We start from the raw sequence: 17,946 nt of genomic DNA, 5'->3' as shown, positions 1-17,946 counted from the left end.
AAGGCCGGGTTTTTTATTGGTGTTGGAATAGCAGGAGGTTTTTTGTCATTATGCCTCCCCCTAAATACTGCTGTGTGAATTCTGAACTATACCCAAAGCGTAGGGTTTTTAGGGGCGGCCATCGAGCGATGAGTTCCAGTAGCACTTTTATGTAAATTAAGGTGGCTACCGCAAGTCTTGCTGTATCAGACTTGCCCCCATGAGTTTATGTTTTTAAAAATGATTGGGGTGAAGACAGTATATTGCTCCTGCATAAACTGCATTCACACCATCCTTGGTGCTTAGCAACGACAACAAACCCTAAAAATCATTCGAGAAGGGTATATATGTATTACTTAATAGGTGTCACCTTACTCTGGGCTTTTTCGTTTAGCTTGATTGGTGTTTATTTGGCTGGGCAGGTTGATGCCTATTTTTCAGTATTAACCAGGGTTGTTCTTGCTAGCCTGGTATTTTTGCCATTTCTTCGAAAAAGCTGGTTAAAGACTTCTTTAGCATTGAAGCTAATGGGGGTGGGTGCTGTTCAATTAGGATTGATGTATGTTTTTTACTATCAGTCTTTCTTGTTGCTCACTGTGCCAGAAGTACTGATATTTACTATTTTTACGCCGATTTATGTCACCCTGGCCTATGACTTATTAGCAGGGCGTTTTTCTCCAAGCTATCTAATTACCGCTGGGCTGGCTGTGCTCGGTGCTGCGGTAATGCGTTATAACAACTTAACCCAAGACTATATTTTAGGTTTTTTTGTGGTACAAGGCGCTAACCTTTGTTTTGCTCTTGGTCAAGTGGGGTATAAGGTGATTATTCAACGTGAGTCGGAACAGTTGCCCCAACACGCAGTGTTTGGTTGTTTTTATTTAGGTGCTTTGGTGGTTGCCATCGTCGCCTGGTCCATTATGGGGCAACCCAAATACCCCACAACGACTGTTCAGTGGGGCATTTTATTATGGCTTGGTGTGGTTGCTTCAGGTGTTGGTTACTTTCTTTGGAATAAAGGCGCCACCTTGGTCAATGCTGGAGCCTTGGCGATTATGAATAACGCATTAATTCCAGCAGGTATTTTGGTTAACTTACTGATTTGGAATCGAGATGCTGACATATTAAAGCTTTGTTTGGGTGGCGGTATTATTTTGTTGTCGCTACTGCTGAATGAATATTTAGCTAAGCGATTTGAAAAAAAGCCTCTGGTAAAGGTGTAAAGTTTGTTAAAAAAGCTTTTTAGCGAAGTTTTTGGTATTTTGCTTGGGATGTTGATTGGGGTATATGTCACATCACTGCTGTCCCATAAGATTGAAACAAAAAAGGCTTAAGTCCCCATAAGTTGTTACAATGAGAGTGCAACCAAACACTGCAAAACCAGAGGATTTAAGCCTTGGCTCATCGTAACACAATCTTGCACCAAATACTTCAGTTGCTTTCTAGACATGAGTTTGAATCACTAGCCAATCAGCATCATACGGGTCAACGGCTACGTAAAATGACTCGGTGGGGGCAGTTTGTTGCGCTATTATTTGGTCAACTCTCAGGTCGCAATAGTTTGCGTGACATCATTGATCACCTATCGATTCAGCAGCATAAACGCTATCACCATGGTATTGGAAATATCACCAGAAGTAGTTTGGCCCGTGTCAATGAACAGCAACCCGCTACGCTTTATGAAGCCTTGTTTTATAAGCTATTAAATAAATGTCATCATCATCGGCCAGGGCATAAGTTTCGTTTTAAAAATCCATTGTATTCTCTTGATGCATCAGTGATCGACTTGTGTTTATCCATGTTTCCTTGGGCAGATTTTCGAAAAAGTAAAGGTGCTATCAAGTTACATGTTGGGTTTGATCATAATGGCTACTTGCCTGCATTTATGAGTATTACTGAAGGGAAATGTCATGAAATACAGATAGCACGCAGCCTTGATCTCCCCAAGGGGAGTATTCTTGCTGTAGACCGTGGCTACACTGATTATCGCTGGTTTAATACTTTAAATGAGCAAGGAATCTTCTTTGTAACCCGACTAAAAAAGCAAGCCAAATACCGTGTACTAAAGCGCCAGCCTACCGACAATAGCAGTACAGTCACTTCTGATCAGCACATTCAGTTGACTAGCCAACAAGGGGCTGTTTATAAAGGTCATTTACGTCGTATCGGTTTTAAATGCCCAGAGACTGGCAACCAATATTACTTTTTAACTAATAATAGTAAGCTCGCAGCCAGCACCATTGCAGCTATTTACAAAGAACGCTGGAAAATAGAGCTATTTTTTAAGTGGATAAAGCAAAACCTAAAGATAAAATCGTTTGTCGGTACCTCTAAAAATGCCGTGTTAACCCAGATATGGGTAGCCATGTGTGCTTATTTGCTCGTCGCTTATCTAAAATTTTCTCATGGAATAACACTATCGATCACTCAAATAGCTCGACTCATGCAACTCACTTTGTTTGAGCGTAGAGAGCTTAAAGCATTATTTACACCCTCACCACCGAATAATACAGATGATCATAAGCAAATGAGGATGCTGTAAATGTGGGACAGCAGTGATGTCACATCAATAATTCATATAGATATGCGCCAGGCTTACTATCAAGAAGCTGGCGTTTTGCCTGACATGGATCCTCGTTAACTGCTGAATTAGTAGGTGTTGGGCTGTTTTACTTTATTAATAGTATTAAAAATAGATAAGTATATTATTGGCGAGAAAGTTAATTACAGGTGTTTTAATGTTTTTCATAAAACCCTTCGAGTAGTAAATCATAATACTTATCGTAGAAACCATCTTGTTTTATCGCCTGTAAGCCTTTATTAAAAACCTTAAGTAAAGGCTGTGCATCTTCTCTTACTTTTGGAAATAATAAATGGGCGGTACTGCTGAATAAAGGCTTGTGATGGTAGGTTAAGGTTTGAGCCTGGGGTGGGGAGAACTCTTTTTGTAAAAGGCTATAGCCAGCCACTGTTGCCATTAAGAAAAGGTCTATTCTTTTTCTTAACAGCATTTTGAAATTAATTTTATCTGACTTATTAACTATTATATTTAATGTGCCAACTTCTTGAGCTTTCCAAAACTCGGGGGTGTAAGTATAGCCTCTGGTGGCGCCAATTCGGTATCCCTCTAGATCTTTTAGAGTATTCCAGGTTGTAAAAGCTGTTGTTTTTAAATGAAAAAAAACTACATCTTCTGAATAAAGCGCGTCGCTATAATAGAAAAGTTTTGCTCTTTCTTCTGAGTGGTACCAAAATGCAGTGGCATGGTATTTTCCCTTTTGTCCTTCTTTATAATTTCTTGCCCATATGTGGTATATGTAATTTACTTTATAACCTTCTCGCTGAAAGGCTTCTGAAATCATATGGTGAACGAAACCACCATGCTTATAATCTTTCGCTGACCAGGGTGGGTATTCGCCGGTGGTGATTTCCAGTAGCTTATCTTCTGCGACAGAAGATAAGCTAATTAGCATGATAAGAAGAGCAGCTGGTAGCCTCATGATATCTTGCTTCAAATAGGGGGTTAGCTAAAAGCTTAGCAGCTTCTAGCTAAGCTGTATTAATTAGTTGCATCCTATAAAATAAGTGTACTTGTTTAGTTGCAAGGCACATTTATGTAGAACGAGGTTTTAGAGTGGCTTTGCTTTTGTTGTTGTATCCAGTAATCTGTTGAGGTGAGGTAGCTTCGTATCCCTCTTCCCACAAGAAAAGGCTAATCAGCCAAGAAGTGTTCACCGTTTGCTCAAGAGCATTCGCAGTTTAATAGCAACATTGACTGATTGTCATGGCTTTGAGCCTATTATGGTTTGTGTCTGTTAGAGTGGGACTTTGGCACGACTAAGCTTGGCAAGGGTGAATGTTATACCTCTCCTAATTGCAGTGGGTACTTTTAAACAACAAGCCAAATCTGTTGTTAAATTCTGGCCTCGCGATTCATTACATCATGCTCAAGCTCATGAGCTGTTGGCGAAGTTATACGGTTTTAAATGCCAGTATCAATATCTTCAATGCCTTAAGTTACAAAATGGCTTATGCCCTGAAATTAGCCAGGCGATGGTTTTGCCCTATTCTCGGATGGGGAAAAAACTAGCTGTGTTGGCGGGTATCAATGAAATTCAGGCAAAGAATCTGATTGTTTAACTATGGCCTGGTTTTTTATATCAAACGACAACTGAGTTATATGGTGTTGAAGTTTCACAACCATGCAAATGGTGGTTCGTCAGTTGTATTACGTGCTCATCATCCTGTTTGCTTAATACACACTTAGTTCAACCCTAGACTTGTATTAGTGCTATTTATAGGTAGTATGCTTGGCAATAAATTATCAGAATTATCTATTGCCTGGCGTTTATTAATAGCTGCTAGGAAAAAATTAAATGCAGGAATCGGGTTGGGCTCAGAGCTACTATGTATTGTCCGTTTTGTGGTGCACATGATACTAAGGTCACAGACTCTCGGTTAGTGACAGAGGGTAACCAGATTAGGCGTCGGCGTGAATGCTTGTCTTGTAGTGAACGTTTTACGACTTACGAAACTGTTGAACTGGTTATGCCACGACTTATAAAACAGGATGGTAGCAGAGAACCCTTTGATGAAGATAAATTGCGTGGGGGAATGTTACGTGCTCTAGAAAAGCGGCCAGTGAGCATGGAGCAAGTAGAGGAAGCCATTAGCCGACTAAAGCATAGGGTTCGAGCCAGAGGGGAAAGGGAAATGGAGTCGCTGCTGGTAGGTGAAATGGTAATGCATGAGTTAAGAAAACTAGATGAAGTCGCTTATATACGCTTTGCTTCTGTTTATCGTCAATTTAAAGATTTAAATGAATTTCGCGAAGAAATTGATCGACTAAAACAGGACTCTGATAAATAACCTTTCAAGTACTTGCGGCAACATTTACGAGGAAAATAAAGTGGCCATAGAATTTAGTGCCCAAGACTATGCCATGATGAACAGGGCCTTGCAATTAGCCAGGCAGGGCATTTATACAACCCGACCAAACCCCAGAGTAGGTTGTGTAGTAGTCAAGGGAGGGAAAATTATTGGTGAAGGCTGGCACCAGCGAGCAGGTGAACCTCATGCTGAAGTTTATGCTCTGAAACAGGCTGGAGCAGCAGCAAAAGGTAGCACGACATATGTCACCCTTGAGCCTTGTAGTCACTTTGGTCGCACCCCTCCATGTGCTAATGCTTTAATTGAAGCAGGGGTTGCGAAGGTTGTTATTGCAATGCTTGATCCTAATCCGTTAGTAGCGGGAAGTGGAAAAAAACTACTTTTACAGCATGGCATTGATGTAGAGGTAGGTCTGCTATATGGAGAAGCTTACCAGCTAAACCAAGGCTTTTGTCAGCGAATGACACTCAAGAAACCACTAGTTCGATGCAAGTTAGCCATGAGTGTGGATGGCCGTACTGCTAAAGCCAGTGGTGAAAGTCAGTGGATTACTGGCGCAGATGCCCGCTCTGATGTGCAGCAATGGCGGGCTAGAAGTTGTGCAGTGATTACTGGGGTTAGCACTATTTTTGATGATGATGCTGCATTAACCGTTCGTAATAACCAGCTAAAAATCTCAGCAGCTAAAAACTGCCCGCCACCTTTCAGAGTCGTAGTCGATAGCCAGCTAAAAATACCTGTTACTGCAAAAGTATTTAAAGGTGAAGGCAAGGTTTTGGTTGCTACTACTCATCGGGATACAGCCGCAATTCAGCAATTAGAAAACCTTGGTGCAGAAGTTATCGTATTTCCTGATAAAGTAGATACGGCAGATGACGTAAATCAAGCTGGTGAGAAAAGCCCAAAAGTACCTTTGGATTTGTTGTTGAATTATCTGTCTGATCACTATCATTGTAACGAGGTAATGGTTGAGGCTGGTTCTACCCTTGCTGGAGCGTTTATCAAAGCGGGACTTGTGGATGAATTGATTGTGTACATGGCTCCCACCATAATGGGCCATGAGGCGAAACCGCTATTAACTATTTCCGATATGCCCAAAATGGCGGATAATGTTGACCTTGAAATTAAAGATATTCGCCAAATCGGTAAAGATTGGCGAATGATGATTCACCCAATTAATCAGCTTACTTAGCCGCTTTATGTTTACAGGCATTATTCAATCGGTTGGCAAAATACGCTCGCTTATCCCACATGATGGTGATTTATCAATCACCATTGATACTCAAGATTTAAATATGAGTGATGTCCAATTAGGCGATTCGATCGCGACCAATGGTGTATGTCTAACTGTTGTAAAACTAGGGCAGCAAAATTTTACCGCAGATGTTTCTGCTGAAAGCTTACGTTGCTCAACCCTGACTGATTTAAAAGTGGGCGCACCTGTTAACTTAGAAAAAGCCATGACTCCAACAACCCATTTTGGTGGCCATATTGTCAGTGGTCATGTTGATGATGTGGCAACGGTGGTCAAACACTTTAAAGATGCTCGTGCCCATCGATTTTGGCTGGAAGCTCCGGCTCATTTAGAAAGGTATATTGCAGCAAAAGGCTCAATAACAATTGATGGGGTCAGCTTAACGGTTAATGAAATTGCGGGTAACCAGTTTTTGCTGAATATTGTCCCTCATACCATTGAAAACACTATTATTAAACATTACACCACGGGTAGCCGGGTGAATCTTGAAGTGGATATTATTGCTCGCTATTTAGAGCGGCTTTTAACTGGCAGCAAATCAACGTCAGCAAGCTCAGTAATAGATAAAGCATTTTTAGCCAACCATGGCTTTTTGAAGTAACAGGCGGAAATAATATGCAGCTAAATGCCATTGAGGAAATAATTGAAGATATTCGCCAGGGTAAGATGGTTATCCTGATGGATGATGAGGATCGGGAAAATGAAGGTGACCTGATTATTGCTGCTGAAAAAATTACCCCAGAAGCCGTTAATTTTATGGCCAGTAAAGCAAGGGGACTGATTTGTTTAACGTTGACAGGTGAGCGCTGTGACTATTTAGGTTTACCTTCTATGGTACAGGGAAATAGTGGGGGGCAATATGGCACGCCTTTTACTGTATCAATTGAAGCTGCCCATGGTGTAACAACGGGTATTTCTGCTGCAGACAGAGCAAAAACGATTCAAGTGGCCGTTGCCCCTGATAGCAAATCAGAAGATATTGTTCAGCCAGGACATATATTTCCATTAAGGGCACAGCCAGGTGGAGTGCTTAGCCGTGCAGGGCATACTGAGGCAGGTTGTGATCTTGCTAGGCTGGCTGGATTAACCCCAGCGGCGGCAATTGTGGAAATTATGAACGAAGATGGTACCATGGCCCGCCGGCCAGACCTGGAAACATTTGCGGAGACGCACGGGTTGAAAATCGGTACTATTGCCGACTTGATTCACTATCGAATCTTGAATGAGCGTACAGTTACTAAAGTAAACCAGCAAAACCTGGCAACAGAGTTCGGGGCGTTTGAGCTAACTACGTTTACAGACTCTATTCAGGGTAATACCCATCTTGCTCTCTCTCTTGGTGATGTTAATGCTGATGAGCCAACCTTGGTAAGAGTGCATGTTACTGATCCGATTCGTGACTTGTTAGCAGCACAGCCTCCTCAGCATGCAAGCTGGAGTATTCATAAAGCGCTGAAAAAAGTAGCAGATGAAGGTAAAGGGGTAATTGTGCTGTTAAATCCAACAGCTTCACTGGATTTTGAAGAAAGCTTGGGCCGTTTCTTCCACCCAGAGCAAAGCCAGCGTGCTCCAGGACAGTCTGGATCAGGCGCTTATTTAATGGTCGGCACTGGCTCGCAAATCCTAAGAGAGCTGGGTGTGGGTAAAATGAAACTGCTGAGTTCACCCATGAAGTTTGGTGCCATTTCTGGGTTTGATCTAGAGATTTGTGAATACATTCCGTTTGATGAGGCAGAATAGTCAATGTCAGAGATAAACACAGTGGAAGGCTTCTTAACCCCTAATGATGGTAAATATGCCATTGTAGTGGCTCGCTGGAATGGTTTTGTGGTTGAGAGCTTGTTACAAGGGGCAGTTGATGTACTCATTAGACACGGTATTGATCGAGATAACCTAACAATTATTCGCTGCCCAGGTGCCTTTGAAATCCCGCTTACGGTCAAGAAAGTTGCCAAGCAAGGCCAGTATGATGCGATTATTGCTTTAGGTGCAGTTATTCGTGGTGGTACTCCCCACTTTGAATATGTAGCTGGTGAGTGTACTAAAGGCTTAAGCAGTGTTTCTTTAGATTATGAAGTACCCATTAGCTTTGGTGTACTAACTGTAGACACCATTGAGCAAGCTATTGAACGTTCTGGTACTAAAGCGGGTAACAAAGGTGAAGAAGCTGCATTGTCAGCACTGGAAATGGTTAGTTTGTTAAGTAATTTAGAGGCTTAATTAAGTGAGCGACGCAGTATCTCAATCCGCAGATAAACCCAAACCTTCAGCTCGCCGTAAGGCCCGTCAGTTTGCGCTACAAGCACTTTACCAATGGCATATTGCTGGCGGTAATGTGTCGGCTATTGAAGCGCAGTTTCGTACTGATAATGACATGAAAAAAGTGGATGTGAGCTATTTTCACGATTTGTTGCATGGCGTAACCAGCAATTTGGCTGATATTCAACAGGCTATCGAGCCATATTTGGATCGAGACCTGAAAGAGCTTGATCCTATTGAACTCAACACCTTGCGCATTGGTGCTTTTGAGCTGTTAAAGCGAATCGATGTGCCATATAAAGTGGTGATTAATGAGTCGATTGAGCTTGCTAAGCGGTTCGGTGCTGAAGAAAGCCATCGCTACGTGAACGGGATATTAGATAAAGTCGCCGCAAGAGCGCGTTATCAAGAAGTTAATAGCCATCGGTTGAAACCTTCTTGACCAACCCCAGCAAATCAGCGGACTTTTGTAGAGATTGAGCGAATTTCAATTAATCGCTAACTATTTTAATCAGCCATCTCTAACTTCTGTAGGTGATATGCCAGCTGAGTTAGGGATAGGTGATGACTGCGCGCTTCTCTCCCTTCCAGATCAACAACAGCTAGCCATTTCTATTGATACGCTAGTAGCTGACGTACATTTTCCTGCTGAAGCAGCTGCCGAGCAGATAGGCTACCGAGCCCTGGCGGTGAGTGTTAGTGACTTAGCGGCAATGGGGGCCAAACCTAGCTGGTTTACCTTGGCTTTAACCTTACCTGAATCAGATCGGAGTTGGCTTGCTCAGTTTGCAAAAGGCTTGAGTCAAGCTGCTAACCAGTTTGATATTAGGTTGGTTGGTGGTGATACCACTAGGGGATATTTAACAATTTCGATTCAAGTGCATGGCCTGGTAGATCCAAGCCGGGCCATGCTACGAAGCAAAGCAGCTGTTGGAGATTTAATCTATGTGTCTGGTACCTTGGGTGATGCTGCAGCTGCCTTAAAGTATGTTAAAAGCCAACCTAACTTACCAGAGTTTACTAGTTCAGTAGTTAGCCAACTGTATCAACGCTTTTACCGACCTGAGCCACGAATTAATCTGGGGCAAAGGCTAGCTGCATTAGGTGTTAAGTGTGCTATTGATATTTCAGATGGGCTGTTGGCTGATTTGGGACATATTTTGGAAGAGAGTGCTAAAGCTGACCACTCAGTGGGGGCTAAGCTTGATTTGGCAGCTTTACCTGTTTCACAGGCATTACTGAGTGAGGTAGATAACGCCAGCGCATTCAATTTAGCGCTAACCGGGGGGGATGACTATGAGCTTTGTTTTACAGCACCACCTCAGCTTGCTCCACAACTGTCTCCTTTGGTTGAGGCGGGCGACATTACCTTAATTGGTAAAATTACTGCTCAACCAGGCATTGTTGATATTTACGATCAAACCATTGCTGTTGACCAGCCTGGCTACCAACATTTTTAGTGGTGCACCTTATATGTCTGAACTTCCTAAAGTAACTCTTGCTAGTGTTTTACGTAATCCCGTTCATTGCTTAGCTTTTGGTTTTGGTAGCGGAGTTGCGCCGAAAGCCCCCGGTACTTTTGGTACTTTGGCAGCGGTCCCCTTTTGGTTACTGCTCAGTCAGCTGCCATTGGTTTGGTATAGTTTGGTGGTTTTATTGACTGCAATCGTTGGTGTTTGGTTGTGTGGTAAAACTGCCGAAGACCTTAAAGTACATGATCACCCCGGTATTGTTTGGGATGAAATGGTGGGCTACTGGATTACTATGTGGGCTGCACCTACCGGCTGGTATTGGCCAATACTCGGATTTGGTTTATTTAGGTTGTTTGATATCTGGAAACCCTGGCCAATTTCCGTTGCTGATAAAAACCTTAAAGGTGGGGTTGGCATAATGCTGGATGATTTATTGGCGGGTTTATTGGCATTAGGTTTTATGCAGCTGGTTTACTATTGGGCCGCTTAGCATAAGGCGCTACAATTAATTCATAATATTGTCATAGACAAAGTTATTAAAAGTCATGACGTTTGAGGTGACTGGTTGGGGGGCATGGAGCGAATAGCGAATGATGAAAACTAATATCTTAACCCTTAGTTTATTAATAGGCTTAAGTTGCTCAATACCCTGTTTCGCAGAGCCTCAGGTTAGTGTGGTAGGTTTGTTTAGTGGTCGGGCAGTGGTAAATATTGATGGTAAACGTTATGTATTGAAAAAGGGTAAGCCTGGCCCCAAAGGTATAAAGCTAATTAGTGCTAATGCATCAGAAGCCGTGTTAGAAATAAACGGTAAAACCCGTACTTTTGGTTTGTCCCGTGATTATTCTGGTCAGTACACTGCACCTGAAAAAATAAAAGTTAACCTCAACCGGTCTCCAGATGGCCATTATTATGCCTATGGCGCTATTAACGGTGTACCTACTAAGTTTTTGGTTGATACGGGAGCAACTTCTGTTGCAATGAATTCAAAAGTAGCCAAAGCAGCAGGGGTTAATTATATTGCGGACGGAATTCCTATTAATACAGCGACTGCCAGTGACGTAGTGAAAACATTTCGAGTCACGCTGCAGTCAGTAAGTATTGGTGGAATTAAAGTCCAAAATGTTGCGGCAGGTGTTCACGAAGGTAGTATGCCGGATATAACGCTGCTGGGCATGAGTTTTCTTCGTCATGTAAAAATGACGGAAGAAAGTGGTGTGTTAACGCTAGAGCAAAAGTATTAGTAATTTTGATTGTCGTCTGCCGGGAAAAGAGATGCTTTATTAATGTAGAGCATCTTTATCAGCTCATCCTAGGACAGTAGCGATTTAGGAGTGATTGTGTCGGTATTATTTGTTGCTTCATCAAAGCTTCCCACCCCATTTGGTGTTTTCGATATGCACGGTTTTATGGATGAGATGACCGGTAAAGAGCATATTGCATTAACAATGGGCAATGTCTGTGATGGAGAGCCAGTATTAGCACGTGTTCATTCTGAGTGTTTGACAGGCGATGCATTATTCAGTTTGCGCTGTGATTGTGGGGCCCAGCTTCAGGCAGCATTAAAGGCTATTGCAGAGGAAGGCCGAGGGGTTATCCTTTATTTAAGACAGGAAGGCCGGGGAATTGGCCTATTGAATAAAATTAAAGCTTATCACTTGCAAGATGGTGGAGCAGATACTGTCGAAGCCAATGAGCAGCTTGGATTTGCAGCTGATTTACGCAAATACGATATGTGTCACCCAATGCTAGAGCATCTGGGTATTGGTAGCCTGTGTTTGATGACTAATAATCCTGCAAAAGTAGCTGCTTTGGAAAAAGCGGGTTTAAAAATTATTGAGCGCAAACCACTGCAAACTGGACGCAACCCCCATAACGAACGTTATTTATTAACCAAAGCAGATAAAATGGGGCATTGGATAACTCCCCCGGAAACTTAGAAACAACGCTCTTTATTTCGGAACGTGCACGAAATAAGCTCCACCGTTGTTCCCACTCTATTTGGCTTGACTGTGTTGCAAAAATTCATGCGCGTCTTGGAATAAAAAGCATTTAGTGCATGTCTCATAGAATGAAAAAAGCCAGCAATTTGCTGGCTTTTTTGGTCGGTTTACCCAGATGATTAAGCGAGAGATGGTTGAGCTTGGGTTGGCTCGTTGGCCTGGTGAGCTTTTACCGTAGCAATAATGCTCGCTGCATCTAAGCCACAAGCAACTAATTGTTCGCTGCGTTTGGCTTGCTCAATAAACTGATCAGGAATGCCCAGGTTAATGACGGGTATGTTGATATCTAGCTGGTGTAGTAGTTCATTAACTCCTGAACCTGCGCCACCTATCACGGCGCCATCTTCAATAGTGACTAATAATGAATGGCTAGTTGCCAGTTGTTTCATTAATTCCACATCAAGGGGCTTGGCGAAACGCATATTGGCGACAGTTGCGTTTAATTCAGTAGCAGCCTGAGTTGCATTTTCCAGTAAGGTGCCGAACGCCAGAATAGCCACATCATGGCCTTGCTTGACTACTTCACCTTTTCCAATAGGTAAGGTTTCCAGGCCGGGCTGAATGACTGCACCAATGCCTGTGCCGCGAGGATAACGAACTGCTGCAGGTCCTTGGTGTCGGTAGCCAGTAGACAGCATGAGTCGGGTTTCGTTTTCATCTGAAGGGGTCATAATCACCATTTCAGGAATACAGCGAAGAAATGAGATATCGTAGCAGCCAGCATGAGTTGGGCCATCTTCACCAACCAATCCGGCACGGTCAATAGCAAACAGCACATCAAGGTTTTGTACGGCTACATCATGAACCAGTTGATCATAGGCTCTTTGTAAAAAGGTTGAATAAATGGCGACTACTGGCTTAAGCCCCTCACAGGCCATGCCTGCTGCTAGAGTGACAGCATGTTGTTCAGCAATGGCTACGTCAAAATAGCGTTCAGGGTATTGCTCAGCAAACTTAATCAGGTCTGAACCCTCTTTCATCGCTGGAGTAATACCAATTAGTTTGTCATCTGCTGCTGCCATATCACAAAGCCAGCTGCCAAATATATTGGAAAACTTGGGCTTCTTAGCTTTTGGCGTGATAGGTTTGATTGGTGGTTCAGGCTCTAACTTAGTAATGGCGTGATAGCCAATAGGGTCTTCTTCCGCAGGATTAAATCCCTTCCCTTTACGGGTAACTACATGTAAAAACTGAGGGCCTTTCAAATCTTTGATGTTACTTAAGGTGTGAAGCAATGTGTCCAAATCATGGCCATCGATAGGGCCTATATAGTTAAAGCCAAGCTCCTCAAACAAAGTGCCTGGAACTACCATCCCTTTCACATGCTCTTCTGTACGCCGTGCTAGCTCCCAAGCTTTAGGAATATTACTCAACACCTTTTTGCTGCCTTCACGCATGGAGTGATACATCTTGCTGGACAAGACTTTGGCGAAGTAGTTGGAGAGCCCACCTACATTATTGGAAATGGACATGTCATTATCATTGAGGATAACCAACATATTGGCATTGACATCTGAGGCATGATTTAGCGCCTCAAAGGCCATACCTGCCGTTATGGCTCCATCACCAATCACTGCAATGGATTTACGGTCTTCACCCTGTAGTTTTGAGGCAATAGCCATCCCTAAAGCTGCACTAATAGAGGTGCTGGAGTGCCCTACACCAAAGGTATCGTAGGGGCTTTCTGATCTTTTAGGGAAGCCTGCCAAGCCATCTTTCTGGCGGAGTGTATCCATCAGCTTACGTCGACCTGTCAGTAACTTGTGTGGATAGGCCTGATGGCCTACATCCCAAACCAGACGATCGTAAGGTGTGTTAAAAATGTAATGGAGTGCGATGGTGAGTTCAATTACACCCAAGCCAGCACCGAAGTGTCCGCCTGTCTGGCCAACACAAAAAAGCAGGTATTCTCTTAGTTCCTTTACAAGTTGAGGGAGCTGTTGTTCAGATAGTTTGCGTAAATGTTCTGGCAAATCCACCTGATTCAGAAGTGGTGTAGCTGGTTTTGTTAGAGGAATCTCATTAAACATTGACATGCAAACTCATTCTAAAATGGTGATGAGCTCAGGCTTTAAGCAGGTAATGCTGACAAGTGCTTCAAGCCTCAGTGACTAAGCACCCTGTGACCCAAAGCTGGTCATTTTACCTGATCTATGAATTTTTGACCATTTCAACAAGGTTGGTTGGAACTCGAATACTTCACCAGTCCACAGAAATTTTATAGGTAACACAGTGAGCCCACGCCTTTCGCTTTTGCATAGTGTTAACTGGCCCTAATAATAACTGCAATCAATGCCAAAACATTACACCAGAAAGGCATTTAGTAATAACTCTGATTACTTATTTGAGCGAGTGTTTCACTAATGATTCCTTTGAGTAATCAGTAGTGCCAGTTGTTTAAGGGGATCAGACGCTTCCCCTAGTGGGGCTAGTATTGCCAATGCATTTTCAGTCAGTTGTTGAGCTTTTTGTTTGGCTTGAGCTAAGCCCATTATGGCTGGATACGTGGGTTTGTCATTAGCAATATCGGCACCTTGCATTTTACCCAAGGTTTCAGTATCTGACTCGATATCCAGAATATCATCCTGAATTTGAAAAGCGAGTCCAACAGCATCAGCAAACTGATTCAACTGCTGCCAGATATGTTGCTCAACTTGTCCACTGGCTAGAACACCTAGTTGAACACTTGCTTTTATCAAAGCTCCTGTTTTGCATTGATGCATTGTTTCAAGCTCATTTAGGGTCAGCTGTTTGCCAACTGAGCAAAGGTCAATGGATTGTCCTGCGACCATGCCATTCATCCCCGAGGCTGTCGCTAATACTTGAATTTGCTTGAGTTTAGTAGGTGGTGGCAGTTTACAGTTTGGAAACCATTCATCAGTCGCTATAGCCTCAAATGCCAAAGTTTGCAATGCATCACCTGCTAGAATAGCGGTAGCCTCATCAAAGGCAATGTGGCAGGTTGGCTGACCGCGTCTTAGCGCATCATCATCCATGGCTGGGAGGTCATCATGAATTAATGAGTAGGTATGGATGCACTCAATAGCAACAGCAGCCGGATCTGCATCAGCTAGATTGCCGCCTAACCCTACACAAGTTGCAAACGTTAATAAGGGCCGGAGACGCTTACCACCTTGATTCAGGCTATAATTAATTGCTTTGGTTAAATAGGGTGCTGTATTAGGGTGCTCGGCTAACAAGTGGCCCAGTAGCTGATTGGTGCGCTGTTGAAAATTGGTAAGCTGCTGATACTGCGACATCATAGTGGCTACTACTCTTCTGTCTCAAATGGTTCGATATTCTGTAGACCATTCTTTTCCAGTAGCAGATTTACCTTTTGCTCAGCTTTAGCTAATGCTTGTTGGCAATCCCGGGTTAGCTTAATGCCTTGTTCAAAAGCTTGTAATGCATCTTCTAGAGGAAGCTCCCCAGACTCTAGCTGTTCAACAAGCTTCTCTAACTCTGTTAGTGACTCTTCAAATGAAATTGCCGTTTTTTTTCTGGCCATTGATGGTCTGCTCCCTAGTCTGATGGTTGGCAACAGTACCGAACCCCGCCTTGCCGGTCAATGGGGCTCCATGGTTAACGGCCTGTTAAATGCTACTTATTTATTGAATGCGGCCTATACTTTGAAACTGGGGAATCTCTACAAAATTTCAATTTCATAGATAAGGAAAAGGAGCGCACCGGTGGATCTTGCGACACTGGTAGGATTGCTTGGCGCATTTGGTATTGTTTTAGCTGCGATGGTGTTAGGTGGTTCAGTGATGGTGTTTATCAATGTGCCATCACTGTTAATCGTTATTGTGGGCAGCATTTTTACAGTATTAATGAAGTTCACCTTGAAGCAGTTCCTAAGTGCTTTTGGAGTAATGGGTAAGACTTTTAAATTTAACTCTGTCGACTTAAATGCATTGATGGAGCAAATTATTGAATTGGCAGAAACGGCTCGCAAAGGTGGACTTTTAGCGCTGGAAGATAAAAAAGTCGATCATGACTTTTTACAAAAAGGTATTCAAATGCTGGTCGACGGCCATGATCCGGAAGTGGTTAAAGCTGTGCTTTCCAAGGATATGCGACTAGCGGTGGCGAGGCATGAGCTAGGCTCCAAAATTTTCAGTGCCTTAGGTGATGTAGGTCCAGCGATGGGGATGATTGGTACCTTGGTTGGTTTGGTACAGATGCTATCCAACATGGCAGACCCAAAATCAATTGGACCTGCCATGGCGGTAGCACTTCTTACTACCTTGTATGGGGCTATGTTGGCCACTATGTTTGCCCTGCCAATCGCTGACAAATTATCAATTCGACGAGATGAAGAAGCACTCAGTAAGTCTTTAATTATTGACGCGTTATTAGCTATTCAAGAAGGACAAAACCCACGGGTTATTCAAACCATGTTGAAGACCTATCTGCCAGAGGGTGGGCGTGGCCCTGAAGAAGATTAAAGGGGCAAGCGATGGCTGATAATAACGATGAGTGTGAATGCCCCCCATGCCCAGCCGGAATACCAGGCTGGGTAATGACCTTTGCTGACTTAATGTCATTATTGATGTGCTTTTTTGTCTTGCTGCTTTCTTTTTCTGAAATGGATGTAAAAAAATACAAGCAAATTGCCGGGTCTATGGCAAGTGCATTTGGTGTGCAAAATATCATTAAACAAAAAGATATACCCAAAGGAACCAGTGTAATTCAGCAGGAGTTTAGTCCAGGACGTCCAGAGCCTACCCCATTAAATACAATTCAACAACAAACGACAGAAGTAACCAAGCAAGATTTGGAAACCAGTCTTGAACAGTTTGAGGCATCAGAAGGGGTACAAAATGAGAAGTTTCAAGAGCTAATTGAAATTATGCAGCAACTGCAAGAAGAGTTAGATCAAGAAGCCATGAAACTGGCAAATTCTCTTCGGGAAGAAATTGACAAAGGGAATGTTGAAGTTGAAACCAAAGGCAGAAAAATCGTTATTCGGGTTCAGGAAAAGGGCTCTTTTCCCTCTGGCTCTGCTGAGTTACAACCTGACTTTATTCCTGTGATGGCCAAAATAGCAGATGTATTGTCTGGCCATAAAGGCAATATTTCGGTGGAAGGTCATACCGACTCTATTCCTATTGATACAGAAGAGTTTCCCTCAAATTGGTCACTTGCCTCAGCTCGAGCAGTTTCAGTAGCTCATGAGTTGATGGCTGATACGCGAATGGATCAGAGTCGTTTTCAAATTAAAGGTTTAGCCGATACTCGTCCTTTGGTGAATAACGACACGCCCAATAATCGGGCGAAGAATCGCCGGGTAGAGATTGTAATTCAACAAAGCACTGATCAAGAACTGAAAGAGGGTATAGAAGAACTTAAAGCAGAGGATAAAGAGTTATTTGAAAAACTTCAGGAAAAAGAGCCTGACTTCTTCTTAACCCCTGATGAGATTTTTTAAATGAGATAGTGAGTGATGGAAGAGCGCCGCCGTTTTTTTCGAATTGATGACAAAGTGGGCCTTCGCTTTAAGGTTGTTACTGAACAAGAGTGGCAACACTTTAAAGAAAATGGCGTAGCGCCGATACCCGACTCTCAAGGAGTAGCATGTCCTGGACTAGAGCAAAAAATTTCAAAGGCTATTGAGAAGCTAAAAGCTATTTCAGTAGAAGCGGCTGAGGTAGCCTGGTTATTAAATGCCAAAATGAATGGTTTAGTAGAGTTAATCGTTGAAGATGCTACATTGTCTGACTTGATTAAATCTATGGATGTGAATATCAGCGCTTGTGGTATGGCTTTCCATGTTATACAGCCATTGCAGAGTAATCAGCTGTTGTACTTGGAAATTACATTAAAGCAGCAGGATGAACCCATAGTGGCTCTAGCGAAAGTGATTAGCTGCAGCGAAAGTGAAGAAGATACAGAAATACCTGAGCGTTATTTGGTGCGCATTGATTTTCATGATATTGACCATGATACCCAGGAGTTGTTAATTCAGTATGTGGTCAAACAGCAAGGGTATCTGTTAAAGCAGAAAAAACACCTTAAGTGACCACCATAAAAAAAGCCTCAACAGCAGATACTATTGAGGCTTTTTTGAAAGACAGTTTGTTTACTT

Annotated in this window: 20 protein-coding genes; 16 read left to right on the top strand and 4 right to left on the bottom strand. The window is 42.9% G+C overall.

From position 1 onward, the window contains the following. The first annotated feature begins 326 nt into the window (after nt 1-326). Both G4Y78_RS24130 and G4Y78_RS24125 read left to right on the top strand, forming a co-directional pair. On the top strand, nt 327-1,202 hold the full coding sequence (locus G4Y78_RS24130) for a carboxylate/amino acid/amine transporter (protein WP_163835434.1): 876 nt from the start codon (nt 327-329) through the stop codon (nt 1,200-1,202). A 173-nt stretch (nt 1,203-1,375) separates the two neighbouring features. Further along, nucleotides 1,376-2,521 (top strand): IS4 family transposase, encoded by a 1,146-nt coding sequence (locus G4Y78_RS24125; RefSeq protein WP_163830996.1) that lies wholly within the window; start codon nt 1,376-1,378, stop codon nt 2,519-2,521. Between the two features lie 193 nt (nt 2,522-2,714). Here the strand turns inward: G4Y78_RS24125 and G4Y78_RS24120 are convergent, their stop codons facing one another. Continuing rightward, on the bottom strand, nt 2,715-3,479 hold the full coding sequence (locus G4Y78_RS24120) for a substrate-binding periplasmic protein (protein WP_163835433.1): 765 nt from the start codon (nt 3,477-3,479) through the stop codon (nt 2,715-2,717). A 328-nt stretch (nt 3,480-3,807) separates the two neighbouring features. Here G4Y78_RS24120 and G4Y78_RS24115 point away from each other — a divergent pair, with 328 nt between their 5' ends. From G4Y78_RS24115 to ribA, 11 genes are all read left to right on the top strand, one after another. Then, nucleotides 3,808-4,119, top strand: a complete 312-nt coding sequence (locus G4Y78_RS24115) for a hypothetical protein (RefSeq protein ID WP_163835432.1) — start codon at nt 3,808-3,810, stop codon at nt 4,117-4,119. 267 nt (nt 4,120-4,386) lie between these two features. Beyond that, nucleotides 4,387-4,848 carry a transcriptional regulator NrdR gene (nrdR, locus tag G4Y78_RS24110; protein WP_163835431.1) on the top strand — a complete coding sequence of 154 codons (462 nt, stop codon included), beginning with the start codon at nt 4,387-4,389 and terminating at the stop codon, nt 4,846-4,848. Between the two features lie 40 nt (nt 4,849-4,888). Beyond that, entirely contained in the window at nt 4,889-6,061 is a 1,173-nt protein-coding gene (gene ribD / locus G4Y78_RS24105) for a bifunctional diaminohydroxyphosphoribosylaminopyrimidine deaminase/5-amino-6-(5-phosphoribosylamino)uracil reductase RibD (protein ID WP_230425644.1), read from the top strand. A 7-nt stretch (nt 6,062-6,068) separates the two neighbouring features. Then, complete coding sequence (locus G4Y78_RS24100) at nt 6,069-6,725, top strand: riboflavin synthase (protein WP_163835430.1); 657 nt, start codon at nt 6,069-6,071, stop codon at nt 6,723-6,725. A gap of 14 nt (nt 6,726-6,739) precedes the next feature. After that, complete coding sequence (ribBA, locus tag G4Y78_RS24095; protein ID WP_163835429.1) at nt 6,740-7,864, top strand: bifunctional 3,4-dihydroxy-2-butanone-4-phosphate synthase/GTP cyclohydrolase II; 1,125 nt, start codon at nt 6,740-6,742, stop codon at nt 7,862-7,864. Between the two features lie 3 nt (nt 7,865-7,867). Further along, the gene (ribH, locus tag G4Y78_RS24090; RefSeq protein ID WP_163835428.1) at nt 7,868-8,344 is read left to right on the top strand and encodes a 6,7-dimethyl-8-ribityllumazine synthase; all 477 of its coding nucleotides are present in this window, start codon (nt 7,868-7,870) and stop codon (nt 8,342-8,344) included. Nucleotides 8,345-8,348: 4 nt separating this feature from the next. Then, nucleotides 8,349-8,825: a transcription antitermination factor NusB gene (nusB, locus tag G4Y78_RS24085; protein WP_163835427.1), complete on the top strand. Its 477-nt coding sequence runs from the start codon at nt 8,349-8,351 to the stop codon at nt 8,823-8,825. Nucleotides 8,826-8,859: 34 nt separating this feature from the next. Next, nucleotides 8,860-9,843, top strand: coding sequence for a thiamine-phosphate kinase (gene thiL / locus G4Y78_RS24080; RefSeq protein ID WP_163835426.1), 984 nt, complete (start codon nt 8,860-8,862; stop codon nt 9,841-9,843). Nucleotides 9,844-9,856: 13 nt separating this feature from the next. Continuing rightward, complete coding sequence (locus G4Y78_RS24075) at nt 9,857-10,345, top strand: phosphatidylglycerophosphatase A family protein (protein WP_163835425.1); 489 nt, start codon at nt 9,857-9,859, stop codon at nt 10,343-10,345. A 100-nt stretch (nt 10,346-10,445) separates the two neighbouring features. Then, nucleotides 10,446-11,099 carry a retropepsin-like aspartic protease family protein gene (locus tag G4Y78_RS24070; protein ID WP_163835424.1) on the top strand — a complete coding sequence of 218 codons (654 nt, stop codon included), beginning with the start codon at nt 10,446-10,448 and terminating at the stop codon, nt 11,097-11,099. 96 nt (nt 11,100-11,195) lie between these two features. After that, entirely contained in the window at nt 11,196-11,795 is a 600-nt protein-coding gene (gene ribA / locus G4Y78_RS24065) for a GTP cyclohydrolase II (protein ID WP_163835423.1), read from the top strand. A gap of 182 nt (nt 11,796-11,977) precedes the next feature. Here ribA and dxs read toward each other — a convergent pair whose 3' ends face one another. The 3 genes from dxs to G4Y78_RS24050 all read right to left on the bottom strand — a co-directional run bounded on the left by dxs (nt 11,978) and on the right by G4Y78_RS24050 (nt 15,366). Beyond that, nucleotides 11,978-13,888, bottom strand: coding sequence for a 1-deoxy-D-xylulose-5-phosphate synthase (gene dxs / locus G4Y78_RS24060; protein WP_163836589.1), 1,911 nt, complete (start codon nt 13,886-13,888; stop codon nt 11,978-11,980). Nucleotides 13,889-14,218: 330 nt separating this feature from the next. Further along, the gene (locus G4Y78_RS24055; RefSeq protein ID WP_230425643.1) at nt 14,219-15,121 is read right to left on the bottom strand and encodes a polyprenyl synthetase family protein; all 903 of its coding nucleotides are present in this window, start codon (nt 15,119-15,121) and stop codon (nt 14,219-14,221) included. 8 nt (nt 15,122-15,129) lie between these two features. Further along, nucleotides 15,130-15,366 (bottom strand): exodeoxyribonuclease VII small subunit, encoded by a 237-nt coding sequence (locus tag G4Y78_RS24050; protein WP_163835422.1) that lies wholly within the window; start codon nt 15,364-15,366, stop codon nt 15,130-15,132. 181 nt (nt 15,367-15,547) lie between these two features. Between G4Y78_RS24050 and pomA the strand changes: the two genes are divergently transcribed. The 3 genes from pomA to G4Y78_RS24035 are packed head-to-tail and all read left to right on the top strand — an operon-like array spanning nt 15,548 to nt 17,880. Further along, entirely contained in the window at nt 15,548-16,306 is a 759-nt protein-coding gene (pomA, locus tag G4Y78_RS24045; RefSeq protein WP_163835421.1) for a flagellar motor protein PomA, read from the top strand. An 11-nt stretch (nt 16,307-16,317) separates the two neighbouring features. Then, on the top strand, nt 16,318-17,289 hold the full coding sequence (gene tssL, locus G4Y78_RS24040; RefSeq protein ID WP_163835420.1) for a type VI secretion system protein TssL, long form: 972 nt from the start codon (nt 16,318-16,320) through the stop codon (nt 17,287-17,289). A gap of 15 nt (nt 17,290-17,304) precedes the next feature. Further along, on the top strand, nt 17,305-17,880 hold the full coding sequence (locus G4Y78_RS24035; protein WP_163835419.1) for a PilZ domain-containing protein: 576 nt from the start codon (nt 17,305-17,307) through the stop codon (nt 17,878-17,880). Nucleotides 17,881-17,946: the final 66 nt, after the last annotated feature.

The organism is Spartinivicinus ruber, assembly GCF_011009015.1.
GTDB lineage: Bacteria > Pseudomonadota > Gammaproteobacteria > Pseudomonadales > Zooshikellaceae > Spartinivicinus > Spartinivicinus ruber.
This window is presented reverse-complemented; position numbering and strand designations above follow the sequence as displayed.